The sequence below is a fragment of the Candidatus Methylomirabilota bacterium genome (genome assembly GCA_035315345.1).
GTDB lineage: Bacteria > Methylomirabilota > Methylomirabilia > Rokubacteriales > CSP1-6 > CAMLFJ01.
This window is the reverse complement of record DATFYA010000104.1, coordinates 16,680-36,875: the sequence shown is the minus strand read 5'-3', so window position 1 is coordinate 36,875 and position 20,196 is coordinate 16,680. Positions and strand designations below refer to the sequence as shown.

22 protein-coding genes are annotated in these 20,196 nt (G+C 73.1%); 17 read left to right on the top strand and 5 right to left on the bottom strand.

Features of this window, described 5'->3' with window-relative positions; translation table 11 throughout:
* Both VKN16_13775 and VKN16_13770 read right to left on the bottom strand, forming a co-directional pair.
* Complete coding sequence (locus VKN16_13775; GenBank protein HME95271.1) at positions 1 to 2,148, bottom strand: amylo-alpha-1,6-glucosidase; 2,148 nt, start codon at positions 2,146 to 2,148, stop codon at positions 1 to 3.
* A 24-nt stretch (positions 2,149 to 2,172) separates the two neighbouring features.
* Positions 2,173 to 3,216, bottom strand: a complete 1,044-nt coding sequence (locus VKN16_13770; GenBank protein HME95270.1) for a glycosyltransferase family 4 protein — start codon at positions 3,214 to 3,216, stop codon at positions 2,173 to 2,175.
* A gap of 219 nt (positions 3,217 to 3,435) precedes the next feature.
* On the opposite strand from VKN16_13770, the gene VKN16_13765 reads away from it, so the two are divergent.
* The 12 genes from VKN16_13765 to ligD all read left to right on the top strand — a co-directional run bounded on the left by VKN16_13765 (position 3,436) and on the right by ligD (position 14,118).
* The gene (locus tag VKN16_13765; protein ID HME95269.1) at positions 3,436 to 4,254 is read left to right on the top strand and encodes a metallophosphoesterase; all 819 of its coding nucleotides are present in this window, start codon (positions 3,436 to 3,438) and stop codon (positions 4,252 to 4,254) included.
* Between the two features lie 8 nt (positions 4,255 to 4,262).
* A complete protein-coding gene (locus VKN16_13760; protein ID HME95268.1) occupies positions 4,263 to 5,132 on the top strand; it encodes a nucleotidyltransferase in 870 nt (289 codons plus the stop codon).
* Between the two features lies 1 nt (position 5,133).
* Positions 5,134 to 5,844, top strand: coding sequence for a VTT domain-containing protein (locus VKN16_13755; GenBank protein ID HME95267.1), 711 nt, complete (start codon positions 5,134 to 5,136; stop codon positions 5,842 to 5,844).
* 3 nt (positions 5,845 to 5,847) lie between these two features.
* Positions 5,848 to 7,485, top strand: coding sequence for an alkaline phosphatase family protein (locus VKN16_13750; protein ID HME95266.1), 1,638 nt, complete (start codon positions 5,848 to 5,850; stop codon positions 7,483 to 7,485).
* Positions 7,386 to 8,354, top strand: coding sequence for a TIGR03557 family F420-dependent LLM class oxidoreductase (locus VKN16_13745; protein ID HME95265.1), 969 nt, complete (start codon positions 7,386 to 7,388; stop codon positions 8,352 to 8,354). The genes VKN16_13750 and VKN16_13745 overlap by 100 nt, the downstream gene beginning before the upstream one ends.
* A 144-nt stretch (positions 8,355 to 8,498) precedes the next feature.
* Complete coding sequence (locus VKN16_13740) at positions 8,499 to 9,125, top strand: hypothetical protein (GenBank protein HME95264.1); 627 nt, start codon at positions 8,499 to 8,501, stop codon at positions 9,123 to 9,125.
* Positions 9,126 to 9,233: 108 nt separating this feature from the next.
* The gene (locus VKN16_13735; GenBank protein ID HME95263.1) at positions 9,234 to 9,626 is read left to right on the top strand and encodes a hypothetical protein; all 393 of its coding nucleotides are present in this window, start codon (positions 9,234 to 9,236) and stop codon (positions 9,624 to 9,626) included.
* A complete protein-coding gene (locus VKN16_13730) occupies positions 9,578 to 9,814 on the top strand; it encodes a hypothetical protein (GenBank protein HME95262.1) in 237 nt (78 codons plus the stop codon). The genes VKN16_13735 and VKN16_13730 overlap by 49 nt, the downstream gene beginning before the upstream one ends.
* A gap of 2 nt (positions 9,815 to 9,816) precedes the next feature.
* A complete protein-coding gene (locus VKN16_13725; GenBank protein HME95261.1) occupies positions 9,817 to 10,749 on the top strand; it encodes a sugar phosphate nucleotidyltransferase in 933 nt (310 codons plus the stop codon).
* A 10-nt stretch (positions 10,750 to 10,759) separates the two neighbouring features.
* Positions 10,760 to 11,611, top strand: a complete 852-nt coding sequence (locus VKN16_13720; GenBank protein HME95260.1) for a Ku protein — start codon at positions 10,760 to 10,762, stop codon at positions 11,609 to 11,611.
* Between the two features lie 3 nt (positions 11,612 to 11,614).
* Complete coding sequence (locus VKN16_13715) at positions 11,615 to 12,160, top strand: DNA polymerase ligase N-terminal domain-containing protein (GenBank protein ID HME95259.1); 546 nt, start codon at positions 11,615 to 11,617, stop codon at positions 12,158 to 12,160.
* A complete protein-coding gene (gene ligD / locus VKN16_13710; protein HME95258.1) occupies positions 12,157 to 14,118 on the top strand; it encodes a DNA ligase D in 1,962 nt (653 codons plus the stop codon). The genes VKN16_13715 and ligD overlap by 4 nt, the downstream gene beginning before the upstream one ends.
* Here ligD and VKN16_13705 read toward each other — a convergent pair.
* Positions 14,024 to 14,578: a class I SAM-dependent methyltransferase gene (locus VKN16_13705; protein ID HME95257.1), complete on the bottom strand. Its 555-nt coding sequence runs from the start codon at positions 14,576 to 14,578 to the stop codon at positions 14,024 to 14,026. The two genes, ligD and VKN16_13705, sit on opposite strands and share 95 nt — an antisense overlap.
* A gap of 262 nt (positions 14,579 to 14,840) precedes the next feature.
* Between VKN16_13705 and VKN16_13700 the strand changes: the two genes are divergently transcribed.
* The 4 genes from VKN16_13700 to VKN16_13685 all read left to right on the top strand — a co-directional run bounded on the left by VKN16_13700 (position 14,841) and on the right by VKN16_13685 (position 18,250).
* Positions 14,841 to 15,986: an aminotransferase class V-fold PLP-dependent enzyme gene (locus VKN16_13700; GenBank protein ID HME95256.1), complete on the top strand. Its 1,146-nt coding sequence runs from the start codon at positions 14,841 to 14,843 to the stop codon at positions 15,984 to 15,986.
* Between the two features lie 110 nt (positions 15,987 to 16,096).
* Positions 16,097 to 16,996 carry a S1C family serine protease gene (locus VKN16_13695; GenBank protein ID HME95255.1) on the top strand — a complete coding sequence of 300 codons (900 nt, stop codon included), beginning with the start codon at positions 16,097 to 16,099 and terminating at the stop codon, positions 16,994 to 16,996.
* Positions 16,993 to 17,613, top strand: coding sequence for a trypsin-like peptidase domain-containing protein (locus VKN16_13690; GenBank protein HME95254.1), 621 nt, complete (start codon positions 16,993 to 16,995; stop codon positions 17,611 to 17,613). The genes VKN16_13695 and VKN16_13690 overlap by 4 nt, the downstream gene beginning before the upstream one ends.
* A gap of 4 nt (positions 17,614 to 17,617) precedes the next feature.
* The gene (locus VKN16_13685) at positions 17,618 to 18,250 is read left to right on the top strand and encodes a response regulator transcription factor (GenBank protein HME95253.1); all 633 of its coding nucleotides are present in this window, start codon (positions 17,618 to 17,620) and stop codon (positions 18,248 to 18,250) included.
* A 35-nt stretch (positions 18,251 to 18,285) separates the two neighbouring features.
* On the opposite strand, the gene VKN16_13680 is transcribed toward VKN16_13685, so the two are convergent.
* Positions 18,286 to 18,528 carry a DUF1272 domain-containing protein gene (locus VKN16_13680; protein HME95252.1) on the bottom strand — a complete coding sequence of 81 codons (243 nt, stop codon included), beginning with the start codon at positions 18,526 to 18,528 and terminating at the stop codon, positions 18,286 to 18,288.
* A gap of 56 nt (positions 18,529 to 18,584) precedes the next feature.
* Between VKN16_13680 and VKN16_13675 the strand changes: the two genes are divergently transcribed.
* Positions 18,585 to 19,313: a thioredoxin family protein gene (locus VKN16_13675; protein ID HME95251.1), complete on the top strand. Its 729-nt coding sequence runs from the start codon at positions 18,585 to 18,587 to the stop codon at positions 19,311 to 19,313.
* On the opposite strand, the gene VKN16_13670 is transcribed toward VKN16_13675, so the two are convergent.
* A complete protein-coding gene (locus VKN16_13670) occupies positions 19,308 to 20,099 on the bottom strand; it encodes an alpha/beta hydrolase (protein ID HME95250.1) in 792 nt (263 codons plus the stop codon). The two genes, VKN16_13675 and VKN16_13670, sit on opposite strands and share 6 nt — an antisense overlap.
* Positions 20,100 to 20,196: the final 97 nt, after the last annotated feature.

Here is a 20,196-nt window from a genome sequence, read left to right as displayed (position 1 = left end):
TCAGCGCCTCACCACGATCTCGGCGCCCCCGTGCCGCTCCAGGACCTCGACCGCGGCGCCCTCGCGCCCGCGCGTGACCACCACGTCGAGGCGCGACTGGCCCACGCGCAGCCCGCGCACCTCCACCCACGGCAGCCACTCGGGCAGCACCGGGTTGCGGAACGTCAGCCGATTCTGCGGCGCGTCGGGCTCGAGCCCGAGCATCTCGCCCAGCAGCTGGGACACGACGCCGGCGGCCCAGGCCTGGGGCGAGCAGGCCACCGGGTAGGGCGTGGGCCCGTAGCCGGGCACGCGGGGAAAGCCGCAGAACAGCTCGGGCAGCCGCCGGCCGTCGCAGTACTGCGCCGCCTCGAAGAGCCCGGTGGCGAGCGTCATGAACTCGTCGGTGAAGCCGTAGCGTCGCAGGCCCGCCGCCGCGATCGCGGTGTCGTGCGGCCAGACCGAGCCGTCGTGATAGCTCATGGGGTTGTAGCGACGCATGCGAACGCCGAGGGTGCGCACGCCCCAGCCCGAGAACATCGCGGTCCCGAGCAGGCGCTTGGCGACGGGCTCCGCCCGATCGGGAGGGAGCAGACCGGTCCACAGCGCGTGCGCGGGATTGGACGAGATCACCCGGCACGGCGCGCCGGCGCCGTCGAGGGCGAGGGCGCAATAGCCCTCGTCCTCCATCCAGAAGTCGCGCAGGAACTTCTCGCGCAGGCGATCCGCGGAGGCGCGGAGAGGCCGGGCGTCGTCGGCGCGGCCTTGCGTGTCGAGGACGTCGGCGATCCCGCGCAGGGCCGCGTACTTGTAGCCCTGCACCTCGACCAGCGCGATCGGACCGGTGGCGAGCTCGCCGTCCTCGTGCATGATCGCGTCGTGGGAATCCTTCCAGCCCTGGTTGACGAGCCCGCGGGCCGAGCGCGAGGCGTACGTCACGTACTCGGAGCGCTCGAGCCAGCCCAGCGCGGCGTCGATCGCCGGCTGCAGCTCGGCGATCAGGGCGCGGTCGTCCGTCCAGCGCAGGTACTCGGCCACCAGCATCAGGAAGAGCGGCGTCGCGTCCACCGACCCGTAGTAGGGGATGAACACGATCTCGCGGCAGGCCGCCATCTCCCCGCGGCGGTACTCGTGCAGGATCTTGCCCGGCTTCTGGTCGGTGAACTCGTCGTCCTCGCGCCCCTGGTACGCGGCGAGGAAGCGCAGCGTGCCGCGCGCGAGATCGGGATCGAACGGCAGGTGCTGGAGCGCGGCGATGAGGCTGTCGCGGCCGAACGGAGCCACGAACCACGGGATGCCCGCGTAGGCGATACGCCCGTACGAGGTCCGGGTGGTGAGCATGCGCAGGTCGGCCCAGGCGCGCGCCACCCACTCGTCGAAGCTGGCGCTCGCGGTGGCCACGCGCACCGGCGGGCCCGCCTCGTCCTCGGACGCGTGCCGCGCGGCCGAGGACGCGTACCGCGCGGCCGCCGGCGCATCTCCCTCCGCGGTGTCCACGGTGAGCCGGATCTCGACCGACTCCCCGGGGGGGATGAAGAGCCGATGGCGCGCGAAGCCGGCGGTCACCTTCTCCGGCCGCGGATCGAAGGTCAGGGTGGTGGTGCGCACCACCCGATCGAGTCCGCGGTAGGCGAGGCGGGCCGTCGCGCCCTCCACCGTCGGCGGCAGCAGGTCGCCGCGCTGCTCGCGCACCATCCCGCGCACCTCGAACACGTCGACGAAATCGGCCACGAAGTGCCAGGTGAGGACCAGCTCGTGCGGGTCCGGGCTGAAGCTCTCGACGGTGAGCAGCTCGCTGAGCCCGGTGGGCGCGAGGGTGAGACGGCGGGCCAGCCGGAGGAGCCGGCCTTTCAGCACGACGATCTCGCCGTGGCTCAGATCGGGATTGGTGAGATCGACCGAGACCTGGCGGCCGTCGTCCGACACCGCCGCGTTCAGGGGCAGCGGCCGCTGACCGTGCACCCACAGCTCGAGGCTGCGGAGGTAGCGGGTGCCGCCCACGTAGAAGCCGAACTCGCTGTCCGGCAGCTCCGGGAAGTCGCCGTGATGATCCGCGACGAAGAAGGCGTCGTCGCACTTGACCACCAGCCGCGGCAGGTCCGTGGCGACCGGCGAGGTGCGGATGTAGTACGGATCGCGCGCGCCTTCCTCGTCGAAGGTCTCGGACATGATGGGGTCGTGCCGAGTCGGCGCTCAGGAGAGCCGAGCGCCCGCCTCGAGGGTCTGGTAGATGGCCTCGTAGCCGTCGACCATGCGCTCGACGCTGAACCGGGCCTCGACCTCCCGCCGGCACGCGTCGCGGTCGATGCGGTCGAGATGGCGCGCCGCCTCGGCGATCTCCTCCACCGAGTCCGCGATGAAGCCGGAGCGGCCGGGCACGATGATCTCGGGCACCGAGCCGAAGGGGCGCGCGATCACCGGGGTGCCGCAGGCGAGCGCCTCGATCATCACCAGCCCGAACGGCTCCGGCCAGTCGATCGGGAAGAGCAGGCCGACCGCGTTGCCCAGGAACGCGGCCTTGTCGCGCTCGCCGATCTCGCCGAGATACTCGATCAGCGGATGGGCGAGCATCGGCTCGATCTCCTCCTTGAAGTACACGCGGTCCACCGGGTCCACCTTGGCCGCGATCTTCAGCGGCAGGCCGGCGCGCTTGGCGGCCTCGATGGCCAGGTCCGGCCGCTTCTCCGGCGAGAGACGCCCGAGGAAGGCCAGGTAGCCGCCCCGTCCGGCTCCGAGCGGATAGCCGTCGAGCGGCAACCCGTGGTGCACCGTGCCGGCCCAGGCCAGGTCGAGGTCCTCGAGGGGCCGGCGCTGCGCGTCGCTGATCGAGACGAGCGGCACCGTGTCGAAATGGCTCATCACCAGGCGCAGGTGCGGTACGTCCAGCCGGCCGTGAAGGGTGTGGACGGTGGGAGTGGACACCAGCCGCGAGAACGGGAAGGCGAGGTAGTCGACGTGGCAGTGGATCAGGTCGAACTCGTCGGCGCGCTCGAACACTTGCGCCATCTGCACGATGTGCGGCGCCAGGGGATCGGCCAGCCCGTGGTCGAGCCGGAGCGCGCGCGGCACCACCGCGGACAGCGTGCCGCTGGTGCTCGAGTCGCCGCTGGCGAACAGGGTGACCTCGTGGCCGCGGCGCACCTGCCCCTCCACGAGGTTATAGACGACGCGTTCGGTGCCGCCGTAGAGCCGCGGCGGCACACGCTCGTAGAGCGGGGAGACGTGAGCGATTCGCATGAGACCAGGGAACTGCAATCGCGTTGCCACTGCGCCCCCCACGCTCCGCCGCGATTCACCGACGAAACCGCTCGGCCGTCGCGAGGCCGGGCCACCCCCTGAACCGAAGTACCCGGTAAAGACTTCCGGCGCGTGTCGGCGTCGCGAGACAAGCCGCCGATTCACGTCGGATTTCCGTCGCGTCGCCCGGGCACAGGGGTTGCACTTCGAGCGTTGTCCATGACCGAGCCCCGATCCCGCTCGATTCGCGTGGCCGCCGTCGGCGATCTGCACTGCACGAAGACCTCGGAGGGCGCCTTCCAGCCGCTGTTCGCGAAGATCGCGGAGAGCGCCGACGTGATGGTTCTCTGCGGTGATCTCACCGACTACGGCACCGCCGAGGAGGCGCGCGTGCTGGCGCGCGAGGTGGCCACCGTGAAGCTGCCGAAGCTCGCGGTGCTCGGCAACCACGACTTCGAGTCCAGCGTGCCCGACGAGGTCGTGCACATTCTCTCCGAGACCGCCGGGGTCACCGTGCTCGACGGCACCGCCATCGAGGTGCTCGGCGTGGGCTTCGCGGGGGTCAAGGGCTTCGCGGGCGGCTTCGGGGAGCGGGCGCTGCAGTCCTGGGGCGAAGAGCCGATCAAGGCCTTCGTGCGAGCGGCGCTGGACGAGTCGCTCAAGCTCGAGTCCGCGCTGGCCCGGCTGCGCACGCCCGGGCGCGTGGCGCTCCTGCACTACGCGCCGATCGCCGCCACCGTCGAGAGCGAGCCGGTGGAGATCTATCCGTTCCTCGGCTCGAGCCGCCTCGAGGAGCCGTTGAATCGCTACGCCCCGAGCGTGGTCTTTCACGGGCACGCCCACCGCGGGCAGCCGGTCGGTGCCACCGCCGCCGGCGTGCCGGTCTACAACGTGGCGCTGCCGCTGCTGCGGCGGTGCTTCCCCGACCAGCCGCCGTTCCGCGTGGTGGAGGTGCCGGCGGCCGAGACGACCGGCACCGGCGCCACGCTGGCCAGCGCGCAGAGTGCGCCCGCGCGCCCGGTGGCGGCGGCCCCGTGAGCCCGGCGATGGCGCCCGCCCGTCGGCCCGCACTGCGCTCGCGCCGGCCTTCCGCGGCGACCCAGCGCTTCCATGCCTCGGTCCTGGCCGAGCTGAACGCGGCGGGCTGCGAGTTCCTGGTGGGGGGTGGGCACGCGCTCGAGCGCTATCTGGGGATCGGTCGGTCGGTGAAGGACCTCGACCTCTTCATGCGGGAGCGCGACGTGCCGGCCGCGCTGTCCCACGTCGAGCAGCGCCTCGGCTACGCGTGGGAGATGACGTTCCCGCACTGGCTCGCCAAGATCAAGCGGGACGACCGCGAGCACATCGACGTCATCTTCAACTCGGGCAACGCGGTGTGCGCGGTGGACGACGAATGGTTCCAGCACGCGGTGCCCTCCACCGTGATGGGCCAGTCCGCCCGCCTCTGCCCGGCCGAAGAGACCATCTGGTCGAAGGCCTTCGTGATGGAGCGCGAACGCTACGACGGCGCGGACATCGCCCATCTCATTCACGCCCGCGCGGAGGCGCTCGACTGGACCCGGCTGGCCCGGCGATTCGGCCGCCACTGGCGCGTGCTGCTGAGCCACCTGATCCTCTTCGGCTTCATCTATCCGTCCGAGCGAGCGCGGGTGCCGGAAGCGCTGATGCGGCGCTGCCTGCGCGCCCTCGAGCACGAGATGGAGCGGCCCTCCCCGCGGCGCGTCTGCCGCGGGCCGATCACCTCGCGCGCGCAGTACCTGGTGGACGTGCAGCTCTGGGGCTACGAGGACGCGCGCCTCCTGCCGCACGGGAGCATGAGCGAGGCGGATGCCTCCATCTGGACGGCGGCGATCGACCAGGGCGAGAGCCGGCCGGTCGGAGCCGAGGCCCTCGCCGACGCGACGCCGGAGCCCTGAGATGTCGGCGTCCCCGGCCGGGCTGGCGGCGGCGCGCCGGCTTCCCGTCGCGCGGCGGCGGAGCTGGTGGCCCTTCGTCGTCTTCGCCGCCTTCCTCGTGGCCGTGGTGGTGGCGAGCCGCGCCGTCGACCTCGGCCGCCACGTCGAGACCGCGCGGGCCTGGACCGCGGCGCTCGGCATCCTCGCCCCGGCCGCCTTCGTCGTCGTGTACGTCGCGGCCACCCTCATCGGTGTGCCGGGCACGCCGTTCACCCTGCTGTCTCCCCTGCTGTTCGGGCCGCTGATCGCCTTCGTGGTGATGGTGGTGGCGAGCGGCGCGTCCGCGGCCGGCGGCTTTCTGATCGCACGCTACCTGGCGCGCGACGCCTTGACCGCGCGGCTGAGCGAGACCGACGGCTTCGCCCGGCTGTCGCGACTGGTCGAGGCGCACGACTGGGTGGTGATCCCGTTCCTCCGCATCGTCCCGATCGCGCCGTTCGCGGTGGTCAACTACGGCTTCGGGCTCACCGGCATCCCGTTCTGGCGCTACGTCCTCTGGACCGAGGCGGCCATGATCCCGGTGAACGCGGTGCTGATCCTCGGCACCGACGCGTTCTACCTGGTCGCGATGCGCGGGACGGTCTCCTGGCCGCTGATCGCGGCGGCGGTGGCCGCGGCGGCGCTGGTGGCCGGGCTCGCCGCGATCGGCCTGCGGAAGCTCGGCCGGGCCTGACGCATGGAGGCGCTCGTCCTCCGGATCCAGCGCCTGGTGGACCGATGGAGCCGATGGATGCGCCTGGTGCCGCCGGCCGCGCGGCCGCCGCGCCGCCGCTTCCTGATCATCCAGATCGACGGCCTCTCGCGCGAGATGTTCGACCGGGCCCTGCAGGGCGACGGCCTGCGCAACGTCCGACGGCTCCTGGTGACGGGTCAGCTGGCCCGGCGCGACCTGTCGGTGGGGCTGCCGTCCTCCACGCCCGCATTCCAGGCCTCGCTCATGTACGGGGAGCACCCCGACATTCCCGGATTCCACTTCTACGACAAGCGGGAGCGGCGGGAGCTGCACTTTCCCAAGCACGGCGTGGCGGACCTGGTCGAGCAGCGGCACTCGCGCGGCCGGACCGGCATCCTCGAGGGCGGGTCGTGCTACGGCTGCGTCTTCACCGGCGGCGCCGCCAACGACCTGTGGACGTTCGCGCGCCTGCGCAGCCTGGCCAGCGCGGGACGAGGGCTGCGCCGCGCCGCCCTCTCGGGGCTGCTGCTGGCCTGGGTCGCGCTCAAGTGCTTCGGCCTGACCATGGTGACGCTCGGCCGGTTCGCGGCCCGCACGGCATCCGCGACCGCGGCCGGCCGCGTGGAGATTCGCCGCTCGCTGGAGGCGCTGGTGGTCGACATCGGCATCTCGATCTGGGCGCGCCAGCTCTTCACCCTGCTGGTCTCGGCCGATCTCTATCGCGGTGTGCCCGCGATCTACGTCAACTTCCTCGACTACGACGTGCTCTCACACGCGTTCGGGCCGGCCGATCGGCTGGCCTTCCGCGGGCTCGGACGGGTGGACCGCTCGATCCAGCAGCTGGCCCGCATCGTGCGCCGCCTGCCCGAGATGGGCTACGACCTCTACGTGCTGTCCGATCACGGGCAGTCGCCCACGCGGACGTTCCGGCGCGTCGCGCGCGGTGCCTCGCTGGACGACGTGGTCCGCGACGCGCTGGGCGGCGAGGCGCCGCCCGAGATGAAGATCATCGCCGCGGGCCCGAACGCCTTCGTCTACTTCACCGACCGGGAGACGCCGCTCCTCGCCGCCGAGATCGAGGCCCGCCATCCCCACGCGCTCGCCCGGCTCTCCCGGCATCCCGGAATCGGGCTGGTGCTGGCCCGCGGCGGCTCGGGGCCGGTCTGCTGGTATCGCGGCCAGCGGGTGCCGCTGACGCGGCGTCCCGCCCCGGCGGTGCGCGATCCCTTCGCGCGGCGGGCCGATCGCGAAGTGGTGGTGGCCGGCCTGCGCGACCTCATGGCGATGCCGAGCGCGGGCGACATCGTGCTGTACGGCACCGGCGCGCCCGGGGGCGACGTGAGCTTCATCGACGAGCGCGGCGCCCACGCGGGGCCGTCGTCCGCCGAGCTCCACACGTTCATCCTGCATCCGCCGTCGGTGGCGTTGCCCGCGACGCCGCTGACGCATCCGGTGCAGCTCTATCCGCACTTCATGGCCTATCAGGAGGATTCGTCATGGCGAAGCGCACTCGACGCGCCGGCTCCGCCGGGGCCCGCGGCATCCGGCTCGGCTACAAGCTATCCAGCGAAGAGCAAGGTCCGCGTGAGCTCGTCCGCCTCGCGCGTCTCGCCGAGGACGCCGGCTTCTCGTTCGCGCTGATCTCCGACCACTTCCATCCGTGGACGGATCGGCAGGGGCAGAGCCCCTTCGTGTGGAGCGTGATCGGCGCCATCGCGGCCACGACCCGTCGGCTGGAGCTGGGCACCGCGGTGACCTGTCCCACCATGCGGATCCATCCCGCGCTGGTCGCGCAGGCGGCGGCCACCTGCGCGCTCCTGATGGAGGGCCGCTTCTTCCTCGGGCTCGGCACCGGCGAGAATCTCAACGAGCACATCGTGGGGCAGGGGTGGCCGGAGACCGAGGTGCGGCAGGAGCGCCTGCTGGAGGCGGTGCAGGTGATCCGGCTCCTGTGGGAAGGCGAGAACCGGAGCCATCGCGGCCGGCACTTCACGGTGGAGAACGCGCGGCTGTATTCGCGCCCCGCCACGCCGCCCCCGCTCCTCCTCGCGGTGGGCGGCCCGGCCAGCGCCGATTTCGCCGGCCGCCTCGCCGACGGCATGATCGGCACCGATCCCTCGCGCGAGCTGGTCGGCCGCTTCGATCGCGCGGGCGGCGCGGGCAAGCCGCGCTACGCGGAGCTGACCGTGTGCTGGAACCGGAGCGAGGCGGCCGCCCGGCGCATTGCGTGCGAGGTCTGGCCGACCGCGGCGATGGAGTCGAGCCTGTCGTGGGAGCTGCCCCTGCCGAAGCATTTCGAGGCGGTCGCGGAGCTGGTCACCGAGGACCACGTGGCCGAATCGATCGTCTGCGGGCCGGATCCCGAGCGGCACCGGGCCGCCGTCGCGAAGTACGCCGACGCCGGCTACGACCACATCTGCATTCACCAGGTCGGACCCGATCAGGCCGGATTCATGCGGTTCTACGAGCGGGAGATCCTGCCGAAGATCGGCGCGAGCGCCGCGGCCTGACGCGCCGACCTTACCGGGTAAACCGTTCCGCTGCGCCGCAGGTACCGGGGGCGCATCCGGCGCGGCGACAGGAGAGACGGCCGTCTTGCCACGCGTCAGGCCGGGCACAGAAGTTGCTGCCTTGACACGCAGGGAGGCAGGGACATGGCAACTGGCGTGCGAGTGGAGGAAGTCACCACCGTGACCTACGGGGACGGAACCATGACGAACCATCCGTGGCCGGTCTCGTGGAGCGCGGTGTGGGTCGGCACATTGTCGGCCATCGCGCTGGCGCTGATCTTCGGTCTGGTCGGCACGGCGGTCGGCGCGCATCGGGTCGGCCATCCCTTCGCGACGTGGAAGGACGTCGGTTTCTGGACGCTCGTCTGGAGCGTCTTCGGCGCGTTCCTGTCGTTCGCGCTGGGCGGCTGGGTGGCGGCGAAAGTGGGCGGCTTCCGCCGGTCGGAGAGCGCGATGCTGCACGGTGCGATCGTCTGGCTGGTCGCGGTACCTCTCCTGCTCGCCTTGCTGTCGCTGGGCGCGGCCACCGCGCTCGGCGGCTGGTACGGGGGGCTTTCCGGCACGCCCGCGTGGGTGGTGCCGCCGCCCGCCGCCGCTCAGGATCCGATCGCGGCGGCCAACGCGGCGCGCAACACTGCGACCGCCGCGGTGACCGCGCTGCTGCTGGGGCTGGTGGGCGGCGTGATCGGCGGCTGGATGGGATCGGGCGAACCGATGACGTTCACGCACTACCGGACGCGGCCAATCCGCTCCGGAACGGGAGGCTGGTGATGGCGCTGATTCTGCTCTGGCTACTGGGTCTTCCGCTGAGCTTGATCATCATTCTGTTCCTGCTGGGCGTCGGGCGCTGAGCCCCCCGCCACGGAAGCGACGTCGAGGATGACCGATCTGGCCGGCGACGTGGTGAGGCTCGGCCTGCTCCTCACCCTGCTGGCGTTCGGTCTCTGGATCGGCGGCGCCTCCGTGGCGGCCTGGGTGGGCTGGGAGAAGGGCCGTGATCCGATCGCCTGGTTCGTCGTGGCCTTCTTCCTGTCCCCGCTGGTGGCGCTGATCGCTCTCGGCGCGGTGCCGGCCCGCCGGCCCGCGAGGGCGGCGCGCGGGGCGTCGCGCTCGACGGCGGCCGCGGCCCCAGTCGAGGATCCCGGGGTCGCGGCGGCCCGGCTGGTGAATCAAGCACGACACGACATTCCTCGACACGACGATCGATGGGGGGAGGCCACGCGATGGGACGTTGCGACGTTTGCGGCAACGAGTACGAGAAGACCATGGTGATCACGGCCGCCGGGCGACAGGGCACCTTCGATTCATTCGAGTGCGCGCTGCACGCAATGGCGCCCAGCTGCGGACACTGTGGCTGCCGCATCGTCGGCCATGGCGTCGAGGCGTCGGACGGCCGCTACTTCTGCTGCGCCCACTGCGCGGAGATGGCGGGCGTGCCCGCCCGCCAGATCAACGCGTAGCGATGCGCGGCGCGACCGGGCCGTGGGCGATCGTGCTCTCCGGCGGCGAAGGTGGCGCCCTGCGGCCGTTCGTCCGGCGGGTCCTCGGCCTGGACCGGCCGACGCAGTACGTCCCGCTGCTCGGATCGCGTAGCCCCCTCCGGCAAACGCTCGATCGGCTGGCCCTCGCGGTCTCGGCCGACCGCACGGTGGTGTCGACGGTGCGCTCGCACACCGCATACATCACCGAGGCGCTCCAGGGCTGCGCCTCGCCGCCCTACGTGCTGGTCCAGCCGGAGGATCGCGGCACCGCCGCCGGCGCGCTTCATCCGGCGCACTGGATCGGGCGCCGCGATCCGGGCGCCACCGTGGTGATCGTGCCGTCGGACCACTTCATCCTGGGCGAGGCCACGCTCATGGCCCAGGTGCTCGACGCGGCGCGCGCGCTCGATCAGCATCCCGGACGGGTCATCCTGCTCGGCGCGCCCGCCACCGCGCCCGAGGGCGAGGACGGATGGCTGGAGCCGGGCGCCCCGCTCGACGACGACGGCGTGCTCACCACGGTGCGTCGGCTGTGGCCCCGGCCACCGGATGCGCCGGTCCTGGCCCCGGACGGGCTGTGGAACACCGCGATCGTGGTGGCGCGCGTGGCCGCGCTCGTGCGGCTCGGCGAGATCGCGCAGCCCGAGATGAGCGCCCGGCTGGCCCGGGTCGGCGGCTTCGCCGGCTCCGACGACGAGCCGGCCGCCGTCCACCAGGCCTACGCGCTGATGCCCCGCGCCCGCCTCTTCGACGACCTGCTGGCCCGGCATCCGGAGCATCTCGCGGTGTGGCCGCTGCAGCGCGTGACGTGGTCCGGACTGGGCACCGCCCGCCGCGTGGCCGATGTGCTCACCCGCCTGCGCGTCCGCCCGGCCTGGTCGGAGCCGGTGGACCCGTCGGCGATCGCGGTCTGAAGGAGCCACGATGGCCTCCCGACTCTGGACCGGCAGTATCTCGTTCGGCCTCGTCAACATCCCGGTCTCGCTGGTGACCGCCGAGGCGCACGACGAGCTGGACTTCACCCTGCTCGACGAGCGCGACGATTCCCCCATCGGCTATCAGAAGATCAACAAGCGTACCGGCAAGCCGGTGCCGAGCGACCGCATCGTGCGGGGCTTCGAGTACCAGGACGGCCGCTACGTCATCGTGAGCGACGCCGATCTCAAGCGGGCGAGCCCGGAGCGCACCCAGCGGATCGACATCCTCTCGTTCGTGGAAGCCGGTGAGATTCCGCCCACGTACTTCGACCGGCCGTACTACCTCGAGCCGGGACGCGGCGGCGATCGCGGCTATGCGCTGTTCCGGGAGGCGCTGCGGCGGAGCGGGAAAGTGGCGGTCGCCAGCGTGGTGGTGAAGACACGCCAGCACCTGGCCGCGGTGGTCGCGCAGGACGACGTGCTGGTCCTCGATCTCCTCCGCTACGCCGCGGAGCTGCGCGAGCCATCGAAGCTGCGGGTGCCCGGCGGGCTGAAGTCGCTGAAGATCACCGACCGCGAGGTCTCGATGGCCGAGCGGCTGATCGCGGAGATGACGGAGCCCTGGAAGCCCGAGCGTTACCACGACGAGTACCGGGACGAGCTGCTCGCCTTCATCAAGAAGCGCGGGCGGGCCGGCCAGCTCGCCGCCTCGCCCGAGCCCGAGGAGGAGGCCGCGCCCCGCGCCCGCCGCGCCGAGGTGATCGACATCGCGGACCTGCTCCAGAAGAGTCTGGCCAAAGCGGAGCCGCGCCGGAAGCGCGAGGAGCACCACCGGTCGCGCCGCAAGAAGACCGCCTGACCCGTGAGCCTCGCGACCTATCGTCGCAAGCGGGACTTCGCGGCCACGCCCGAGCCGCGCGGCGGGCGGCGCCGCGCGGCGCGGCGACTCTCCTTCGTCATCCAGCGGCACGCGGCCACCCGCCTGCACTACGATTTCCGCCTGGAGCTGGACGGGGTGCTCAAGAGCTGGGCGGTGCCCAAGGAGCCCAGGCCGGTGCCGGGCGAGAAGCGGCTCGCGGTGCACGTCGAGGATCATCCGCTCGAGTACGGACGCTTCCAGGGGGTGATCCCGGAAGGCCACTACGGGGCCGGGCGCGTCGCGATCTGGGACCGCGGCTGGTGGGAGGCCGACGGCGACCCGCGCGCCGGCTACCGGAAGGGCTCGCTGAAGTTCACCCTGCACGGCCGCCGGCTGCGCGGCGGCTGGGCGCTGGTCCGCATGCGGCCGCGCGACGAGGAGCCTCGCGCGAAGGAGAACTGGCTCCTGATCAAGGAGCGCGACGCGGGCACGACGCCCCCCACCCGGAAGCCTCCGTCCCGGAAGCGCGCCTCACGCCCCGCGCGATGACCCTGCCCGCGTGGGTCGCGCCGCAGCTGGCCACGCTGGTGTCGGCGCCGCCGGTGGGGGACGAGTGGGTGCACGAGGTCAAGCTCGACGGCTATCGCATGCTCACGCGGATCGACCGCGGGCGTGCCCGGCTCCTGACCCGCAACCGCCAGGACTGGACCGATCACTTCACCTCGGTCGCCGAGGCGGCCGCCGCGCTCCCGGTGAAGGAGGCCCTGCTCGACGGCGAGATCGTGGTGTTCGACGCGGCGGGCGTCTCGAGCTTCCAGGCGCTGCAGCAGGCCGCCGAGTCCGGCCGCGCGCTGACCTACGTGGCCTTCGACCTGCTCTTCGTCGACGGCCGCGACCTGCGCGGCGAGCCACTCATCGCGCGGAAGAAGGCCCTGGCCCGTCTCCTCCGGGGCCGCCGTGGGCGCCTGCGTTACTCGGAGCACTTCGACGCCCCGGGGCAGTCGGTCTACGAGCGCGCGTGCAAGATGGCGCTCGAAGGCATCGTGTGCAAGCGCAAGGACGCGCCCTACGTCTCCGGGCGCGGGTCATCGTGGCTCAAGGTCAAGTGCATGGCCCGGCAGGAGTTCGTCATCGGCGGCTTCACGGATCCCGAGGGGGCGCGCGCCGACTTCGGCTCGCTGCTGCTGGGCGTGCACGAACCGGACGGCCGACTGGTCTACGCCGGCAAGGTCGGCACCGGGTTCACCAACGCCACCCTCGCCACGCTCGGTCAGCGGCTGCGCCGGCTCGAGCAGCGGACCTCTCCGTTCGCCCCGGACGGGCCGCGGCCGCCCGCGCGCGGCGCCCACTGGGTGAAGCCCACGCTGGTCGGGGAGGTGACCTTCACCGAATGGACCCGCGACGGCCTGCTGCGCCATCCCTCGTTCCAGGGCTTGCGGGACGACAAGCCCGCGGGGCAGGTGGTGCGCGAGCGCAGCCATGCGCCGAGTCCGCCTGCCGGGCGACGGATCGCGGGCGGCAGCGACGCGCCGGTCCAGGTGGCGGGCGTGCGCCTCACCCATCCCGATCGGGTGCTCTACCCCGAGCAGGCCGTCACCAAGCTGGCGCTGGCCCGCTACTACGAGGCCATCGCGGATTGGATCCTGCCCCACGTGACCGGCCGGCCCCTGAGCCTGGTGCGCTGTCCGGAAGGCCAGCGCGGGCAGTGCTTCTACCAGAAGCACGTCGGGGCCGGCATGCCGGAGGACGTCGCGCGCGTCCGGATCCGCGAGGGCGGCGGCGCCACCGCGTGGTACCCCTACGTGGAGGATCTGGCCGGGCTGGTCGCGCTGAGCCAGATCGGCGTGCTCGAGATCCATCCGTGGGGCGCACGGGTGGGCCGTCTGGAGCGTCCCGATCGTCTCGTGCTCGATCTCGATCCGGCGCCGGGGGTGGCCTGGGCGCGGGTGGTGGAGGGCGCGCTGGCGGTGCGCGCGCTGCTCGGCGACCTGGGGCTGGTCTCGTTCGTGAAGACCACCGGCGGCAAGGGCCTGCACGTCGTGGCGCCGCTGCGCCCGGCGGCGGGCTGGGACGCGCTACGGAGGCTGGGCGAGCGCATCGGGGCCGAGCTGGTCCGCCGCGCACCGGATCGCTACACGATCAACCCGCTGAAGGCCGCGCGGCGCGGGCGCATCTTCGTCGACTACCTCCGGAACCTCCGCGGGGCGACCGCGGTGGCCACCTACTCGCCCCGCGCCCGGCCGGACGCGCCCGTCTCGATGCCGCTCGGCTGGAGCGACGTCACGGGCAAGGTCCGGCCCGAGGATTTCACGCTGGTGACGGTGCCGAAGCAGCTGCGCGCGGTGCGGAAGGATCCCTGGAGCGACTTCTTCTCGGTGGATCAGGCGATCACGGCTCGGACGGCCGCGGCGCTCAGCCCTGCGGCCGGGCCGTCACCAGCTCTTCCACGGCGTGGCCGTGCACCGTCCCGTCCTGGGCGCAGCGGATCACGTGCTGGCCGCACGTGATCGTCTGCCAGTCGACGAAGGCCTCGTGCAGCTCGCCCGCGGTGAAATATTCCACGACCTCTCCCTTTTCCTCGTGCACCAGGTCGTTGGTGAACACGAGATGCGCCTGGTGGCCGTCGGGCCGCGTGGCGGTCTTGAGCCGCGCGAATAACGCGCCGCGGTCGGCCCGCGGCACGTAGTGGATGCTGCCGCACGAGTAGATCAGATCGAAGGGACCGGACGGGAGCATGCCGGTGATGGAGCCCTGCCACCAGCCCACCCGCACCCCGCGCATCCGGGCCAGGCGCCTCGCCTTGGCGAGGCCCTCCGCGGAGACGTCCACCCCGGTGACGATGGCGCCGAGGCTCGCGAAGAACACGCTGTCACGGCCCTCGCCACACCCGAGATCGAGCGCGTAGTCGCCCGGCCTGATCAGCCGGGCGACCTCGAGCGCGAAGTCCGATGGGGCCGTGCCAAACACGTAGCGCTCGGGAGTGCGCGCATACTCGCGCGCCCAAGGACTCCAGGTCGGCTTCGACCGTTGCGATGTGCTTGGCACTGCCGGACGCATGACGCAAGGCCGGTGCCAGCGCTCCCTACCGGTCGAGCCGCCACGGAAACGCGTGCTTGGGTAACGATTCGCGGCTCCGCGTCCGCTCGGCGGCCCGGCTCCGCGTAATCGTTACCCGGTCATTGCGGACATCGAACGCGGTGGCTAGGCTACCCCGAGGGAGGAACGACCCGTGGCCCTGATCGACAAGAGCGAGTTCGTCGGACTCGATGGCGTGGCGCACCTCTGCACCGGCGGCGAGGCCCCGTGGCTTCGCTCGCACGACGGCGCGTGCGCCCGCTTCGGCGCGCTCAAGAGCGCGGGCATGGCCGGCCGCGAGCAGATGTTCGTCACCGCCGAGCGGGTGCGCGGCCGCGCGGCCCGGCTGCTGGGCGTCACCACCGCCGAGGTGGCGCTCCTGGCCCACGCCTCGGAGGGCCTCAACCAGGCGGTGCGCTCGGTGGACTGGCGGGCCGGGGACAACGTGGTCTTCGCCGACCTCGAGTACCCGTCGCTGATCTACCCGGCCGCCCTGCTGCGGGAGCGTGGCGTCGAGCCGCGCGTGGTCCGCACCCGCGACCACTACCTGGGGCTCGACGACCTGGCCGCCCGGGTCGATCGGCGAACCCGGCTCGTGCTGGTGAGCCAGGTGAGCTATCTCACCGGTCAGCGCCTCGACCTGGCGCGCTGCGCGGACATCGCCCGCGGCGCCGGCGCCTGGCTTGCGGTGGACGCGACGCACGCCGCCGGGGTGGTGCCGGTGCCGGGCGCGATCTGCGACTTCGTGGTGTCGAGCTGCTACAAGTGGCTGCTCGCGACCCACGGCGTCGGGCTGTTCGCCTACAGCGCGCGCCGCGTCGGCACGCTCGCCCCGCACACCGTGGGCTGGCACAGCGTCGGCCATCGGGGCGGGACGTCGGACCCGCTGGCGATGCCCTGGCGCGCCGACGCCTCGCGCCTCGAGGCCGGCAACCCGAGCCTGCTGGGCCTCGCGGTCCTGGACAATGCGCTGCAGCGCCTCGAGGCGCTCGTACCCGCCGACGTCGAGCGTCACGCCCGGGATCTGGGCCGCCCGCTCATCGAGGGCCTGCGGCGCCGCGGGTTCCCGGTCATCACGCCGGAGCCGGTGGCGGAGCGGGCCGGGAACATCTGTTTCCTGGCCGACGATGCCGCCGGCCTGGCCGCGCGGCTCGCCGAGCGGGGCGTGCTCGTGTGGGGCGGGGAAGGCCGCATCCGGGTCTCGCCGCACGTGCACTGCGACGCGGCCGACATCGACCGCTTCTTCGACGCGCTCGACCACGTCGGCGCGGCCCGCCGCCCGCAGATCGCCGCGCGCTGAGCCGGCAGCGGGGCCCGTCCGGCCTCCGCCCGGCCTGGCCATTCGGCGGATACCCGCCGGATCTCGCCTCCGGCATGCTGGGGCCAGACTCACCCGTGAGGAGGACGCGAATGGACGCTCTGCTGTCGCTCTCCAACGACCTGGCCGCCGCCGTCGCCCGGACGGCGCCGTCGATCCTGGCCGTGCACGGCCGCCATCGGCTGCCGTCGACCGGCATCCACTGGCGCCCGGGCATCGTCGTCACCGCCGAGCACACCGTGCGCGCCGAGGACGGCATCACCGTGACCGACGCGGACGGCCGCTCCCTCGCGGCCATCCTGGCCGGCCGCGATCGCGGCACCGACCTGGCGGTGCTCCGCGTGCCCGAGCTGGGCAACGCCGCCGCGGCGCTCGGCGACGACTCGACGCTGCGGGTCGGCCACATGGTATTGGCGCTCGGCCACGGGCCGCGCGCGAGCTGGGGCGTGGTCAGCGTGCTCGGGCCGCGCTGGCGGAGCTGGAGCGGCGGCGACGTGGATCGCCTCATCCGCCTGGATCTCGTCATGTATCCCGGCTTCTCCGGCGGGCCGCTGGTGGATGCCTCGGGCCGCGTGGTCGGGCTCAACACGTCCGGACTCGCGCGCGAGAGCCGGCTGACCGTGCCGGTCACGACGGTGGCCCGCGTGACCGACGACCTGCTGCGCCAGGGGCACGTGTCGCGCGGCTACCTGGGGCTCGGCATGCAGACGGTGGGGCTTCCGGAGGCGCTGCGCACCCGGCTCGGCCTGCCCGGCGAGATGGGGCTGATCGTGGTGACGGTGCAGGCGGGCGGCCCGGCGGAGCAGGCCGGGATCCTGCTGGGCGACGTGCTGGTCGCGCTCGACGGCGCGCCGGTGGCCGAGCTGGAGGACGTGCAGGAACGGCTCGGCGGAGACCGGATCGGCACGACGGTGACCGCGCTCGTGATCCGCGCGGGCGCGCGCGTCGAGGCGCGCATCACGGTGGGCGAGCAGCCGCGGCGGCGGGCATGAGCGCGGTCCCGGCCGCCGAGGCGGCCGCGGCGTCGCTCGACATGGCCGCGGCGGCGACCGCGGCGGCGCTGGCACGGGTCACGGTGGAGGTGCGGAGCGGGCCGCGCGCGGTGGCCCGGGGGGGCGCCGCGGGAGTGCCGGTGGGCGCGGGCGTCATCTGGCATCCCGACGGGCTGATCCTCACCAACGCGCACGTGGCGCGGGGCGACGTCCCGGTCGTGCTGTGGGACGGCCGCGCGCGCCCGGCCCGGCTGGTGGCGCGCGATCCGGAGCGCGATCTGGCCGCGCTGGTCGTGGAGGCCAGCGGGCTCCCCGCGGCCGAGATCGGCGCGTCCGCCGCCCTGCGGGTGGGCGAGGTGGTGCTCGCGGTCGGCAACCCGTTCGGGCTGGCGCGCGCGCTCTCGGCCGGCCTCGTGCACGCCGTCGACGGCCGCGTCATCCGCGCGGACCTGCGGCTGGCGCCCGGCAACTCGGGCGGCCCGCTGGCCGACGCGCGCGGCCGGGTGGTGGGCCTCAACGCCATGATCGTGGGCGGCCTGGCCCTCGCGGTGCCGAGCGAGGTGGCGCGCGCCTTCGTCATGGACGTGGTGCGGGCGCGCGAGCCTCGGCGCGGGTGACCGCGTGATCGCGGTGCTGCTGGTGTCGCGCGATCCCGCGATGCGGGCGCGCCTCGAGGGCGTGGTGGCCGGCGCCCGCGGGCGGCTGCGGCTCGTCGCGGGCCCGTCCGGCGCATCGCTGGCCCGACAGGTGGCGGCGGCGCAGCCCGACGTGGCGCTGCTGGACCTCGGGGCCGGGCGCGTGACGGCGGTCATCGACGCGCTGGCCGACGCTGCCCGCGCGGCCCTGATCGTGCTGACCGAGGCCCCGGCCCGCGTCCTGCGCGAGGCGGCCGCCGCGCGCGAGCTCGTGCGCGCGGTGCTGCCCCGCGACGCCACGGCGGGGGAGATCCGCGCCGCCATCGACGCGGTGGTGGCCGGACTGCTCGCGCTCCATCCGGATGCGCTCGGCGACGCGCACCCCACGCGGCGGCCCGCGGCGGCCCGCGTGGCGCCGGATCAGCCGCTGACCGGTCGCGAGATCGAGGTGCTCGGGATGATGGCCGACGGGCTCGGCAACAAGATCATCGCGGCGCGGCTCGGCATCTCGACCCACACCGCCAAGTTCCACGTGGCGTCCATCCTGGACAAGCTGGGCGCGGGCAGCCGCACCGAGGCGGTGGCCATCGGCCTGCGCCGGGGGCTCGTGGCGATCTAGCCGAGCGGGCCACCGCCGGCATCACGGCGCCGGCGCTACCCCCGACAGCCCGCCGGCCTGTGCACGCGCACGGTGGAGGCCGGATACTTCGCGAGCTTGTCGGCGGGCCGGCGCGGGCGCGGCTGAAGCTCGCCGCCGCAGTTCGGGCAGCGCCCGCGCAGCACCGTCTCGGCGCACGCGCGGCAGAACGTGCACTCGAACGAGCACACCCGCGCCTCGTCGGAATCGGGCGGCAGATCGCGGTCGCAGCACTCGCAGCCCGGACGCAGCTCCAGCATCAGATGGCTCCTCCCTGGCGCGACAGCGTATCATCGGGAGCGCGAGGAGGACACCAATGGCCAGCAGCGTCGTGAATGCGGACCGATTCGACAAGGGCATGACGTTCGAGCAGTACGCGGCGTACGCGGGCAGCCCAGAGAACCTCGCGCGCGAGGCGTTCGGCAGCTACTACCCGGACGGGGGCGCGATCGGGATCGCGCGCAAGGACAACAGCGGCGTCCTGCGGGATCGGTACGCGCGGGCACGGCTCGCCGACTACCAGGTGGCGGCCATCAAGTGGCTCGCCGCCCAGTCCGGAGGGCCCGCCAACATCCTGGTCCTCTCCGAGGACTGGTCGTCGGACTGCCGGCGCGACGTCCCGATGATGGCGCGCCTGGCCGAGGCGGGCGGGCTGACCTTGCGCATCTTCAACCGCGACGGCCAGAAGATCCTCGGCAAGCGCCGTCCGGACCCGGCCGCCTATCCCGGCGGCAACCACGACATCATGCTCGAGTTCCTCAACGCCAAGGACGGGGCCGAGTGGGCCTCGGTGCCGGTGGTGGTCGTCTACACCAAGGACTTCGCGGAGCTGCACCGCTACATCGAGTACCCGGCCATCTACCACAAGGACCGCATCCGCGGCCACCAGCAGGCCGCCCGGTCCGGCGAGAGCGCCGACCAGGCGAGGGACCGCGGGATGCGCGAGTTCGCCGCGATGCAGGCCTCGCCCTTCTTCGACGTGTGGGCGAGCGCGGCGGTGGACGAGATCCTCAGCGCGCTCTACGAGAAGCGGGTGGTGTCATGACCGGAGGTGCCGGCGCAGGAAGCCGATGACGCGCTCGCGATAGCCGTCGGGATCCTTGGCGAGGAAGTCCTGATGGTGCGCGCCGGCGACGATCCACAGCTCCTTCGGGGCCGCGGCGGCCGCGAAGAGGGCGTTCGACTCGGCGAGCGTCGTATGTCGGTCCAGCTCTCCCGCCACCACCAGAACCGGCGCGCCGAGGCGGGCGATGCCGTCGATCGGGCGGAGATCCTCGGGTCCGGCGCCGAGCCTGGGGCGCAGCTGTGCGACCAGGAGTGGAGCGAGGACCGGCGCGAGCGGGCCGAGGCGGAGGCGGACGCGGTTCTGGAGCGCGATCCGGATGTCGGGGTAGACCGCCTCGACGACGACCGCGTCGACGCCGACCGGCTGCGGCCCCAGCAGCACCGCCGCGCCGCCGAGTGACGTGCCGATCACGCCGACGCGAACGTTCGGCCGCCGATGCTTCAACCAGGCGAGCGCGGCGCGGGCGTTGCCCGACTCGCGGAAGCCCAGGGTGATCCGCTCGCCCGGGCTCTCGCCGTGCGCCTGCAGGTCGACCAGGAGTACCGAGAGCCCTTCGCGCAGCAGCAGGCGGGCGCGCGGCAGCATGCTGCGCCGATCGACCCGGATCGAGTGCAGCAGGACCACCGCGCCGCGCTCGGGATTCGCTTCCATCCACCACGCGGCCAGTCCGGCCGCGCTCGCCTCGGGAATACGCACCGACTCGACCGCGAGGTCGGCGGGCACCGGCACCGGTCGGTTCGCGGGCGCGGTGAGACGAGTGCCCATCCACCACGAGCCCGCGGCGACTACCACCACGCCCAGCAGCCCGGCCGCGGCGAGCCATCGCGCCGGCGTGCTCAGCGAGGCGTGTCTCCGAGCCGAC

Bases quoted from the DNA above. Each gene is read 5' to 3' on its own strand.
- VKN16_13775 (HME95271.1), bottom strand. From the start codon at position 2,148: ATGTCCGAGACCTTCGACGAGGAAGGCGCGCGCGATCCGTACTACATC.
- VKN16_13770 (HME95270.1), bottom strand. From the start codon at position 3,216: ATGCGAATCGCTCACGTCTCCCCGCTCTACGAGCGTGTGCCGCCGCGG.
- VKN16_13765 (HME95269.1), top strand. From the start codon at position 3,436: ATGACCGAGCCCCGATCCCGCTCGATTCGCGTGGCCGCCGTCGGCGAT.
- VKN16_13760 (HME95268.1), top strand. From the start codon at position 4,263: ATGGCGCCCGCCCGTCGGCCCGCACTGCGCTCGCGCCGGCCTTCCGCG.
- VKN16_13755 (HME95267.1), top strand. From the start codon at position 5,134: ATGTCGGCGTCCCCGGCCGGGCTGGCGGCGGCGCGCCGGCTTCCCGTC.
- VKN16_13750 (HME95266.1), top strand. From the start codon at position 5,848: ATGGAGGCGCTCGTCCTCCGGATCCAGCGCCTGGTGGACCGATGGAGC.
- VKN16_13740 (HME95264.1), top strand. From the start codon at position 8,499: ATGGCAACTGGCGTGCGAGTGGAGGAAGTCACCACCGTGACCTACGGG.
- VKN16_13735 (HME95263.1), top strand. From the start codon at position 9,234: ATGACCGATCTGGCCGGCGACGTGGTGAGGCTCGGCCTGCTCCTCACC.
- VKN16_13730 (HME95262.1), top strand. From the start codon at position 9,578: ATGGGACGTTGCGACGTTTGCGGCAACGAGTACGAGAAGACCATGGTG.
- VKN16_13725 (HME95261.1), top strand. From the start codon at position 9,817: ATGCGCGGCGCGACCGGGCCGTGGGCGATCGTGCTCTCCGGCGGCGAA.
- VKN16_13720 (HME95260.1), top strand. From the start codon at position 10,760: ATGGCCTCCCGACTCTGGACCGGCAGTATCTCGTTCGGCCTCGTCAAC.
- ligD (HME95258.1), top strand. From the start codon at position 12,157: ATGACCCTGCCCGCGTGGGTCGCGCCGCAGCTGGCCACGCTGGTGTCG.
- VKN16_13695 (HME95255.1), top strand. From the start codon at position 16,097: ATGGACGCTCTGCTGTCGCTCTCCAACGACCTGGCCGCCGCCGTCGCC.
- VKN16_13690 (HME95254.1), top strand. From the start codon at position 16,993: ATGAGCGCGGTCCCGGCCGCCGAGGCGGCCGCGGCGTCGCTCGACATG.
- VKN16_13680 (HME95252.1), bottom strand. From the start codon at position 18,528: ATGCTGGAGCTGCGTCCGGGCTGCGAGTGCTGCGACCGCGATCTGCCG.
- VKN16_13675 (HME95251.1), top strand. From the start codon at position 18,585: ATGGCCAGCAGCGTCGTGAATGCGGACCGATTCGACAAGGGCATGACG.
- VKN16_13670 (HME95250.1), bottom strand. From the start codon at position 20,099: ATGGGCACTCGTCTCACCGCGCCCGCGAACCGACCGGTGCCGGTGCCC.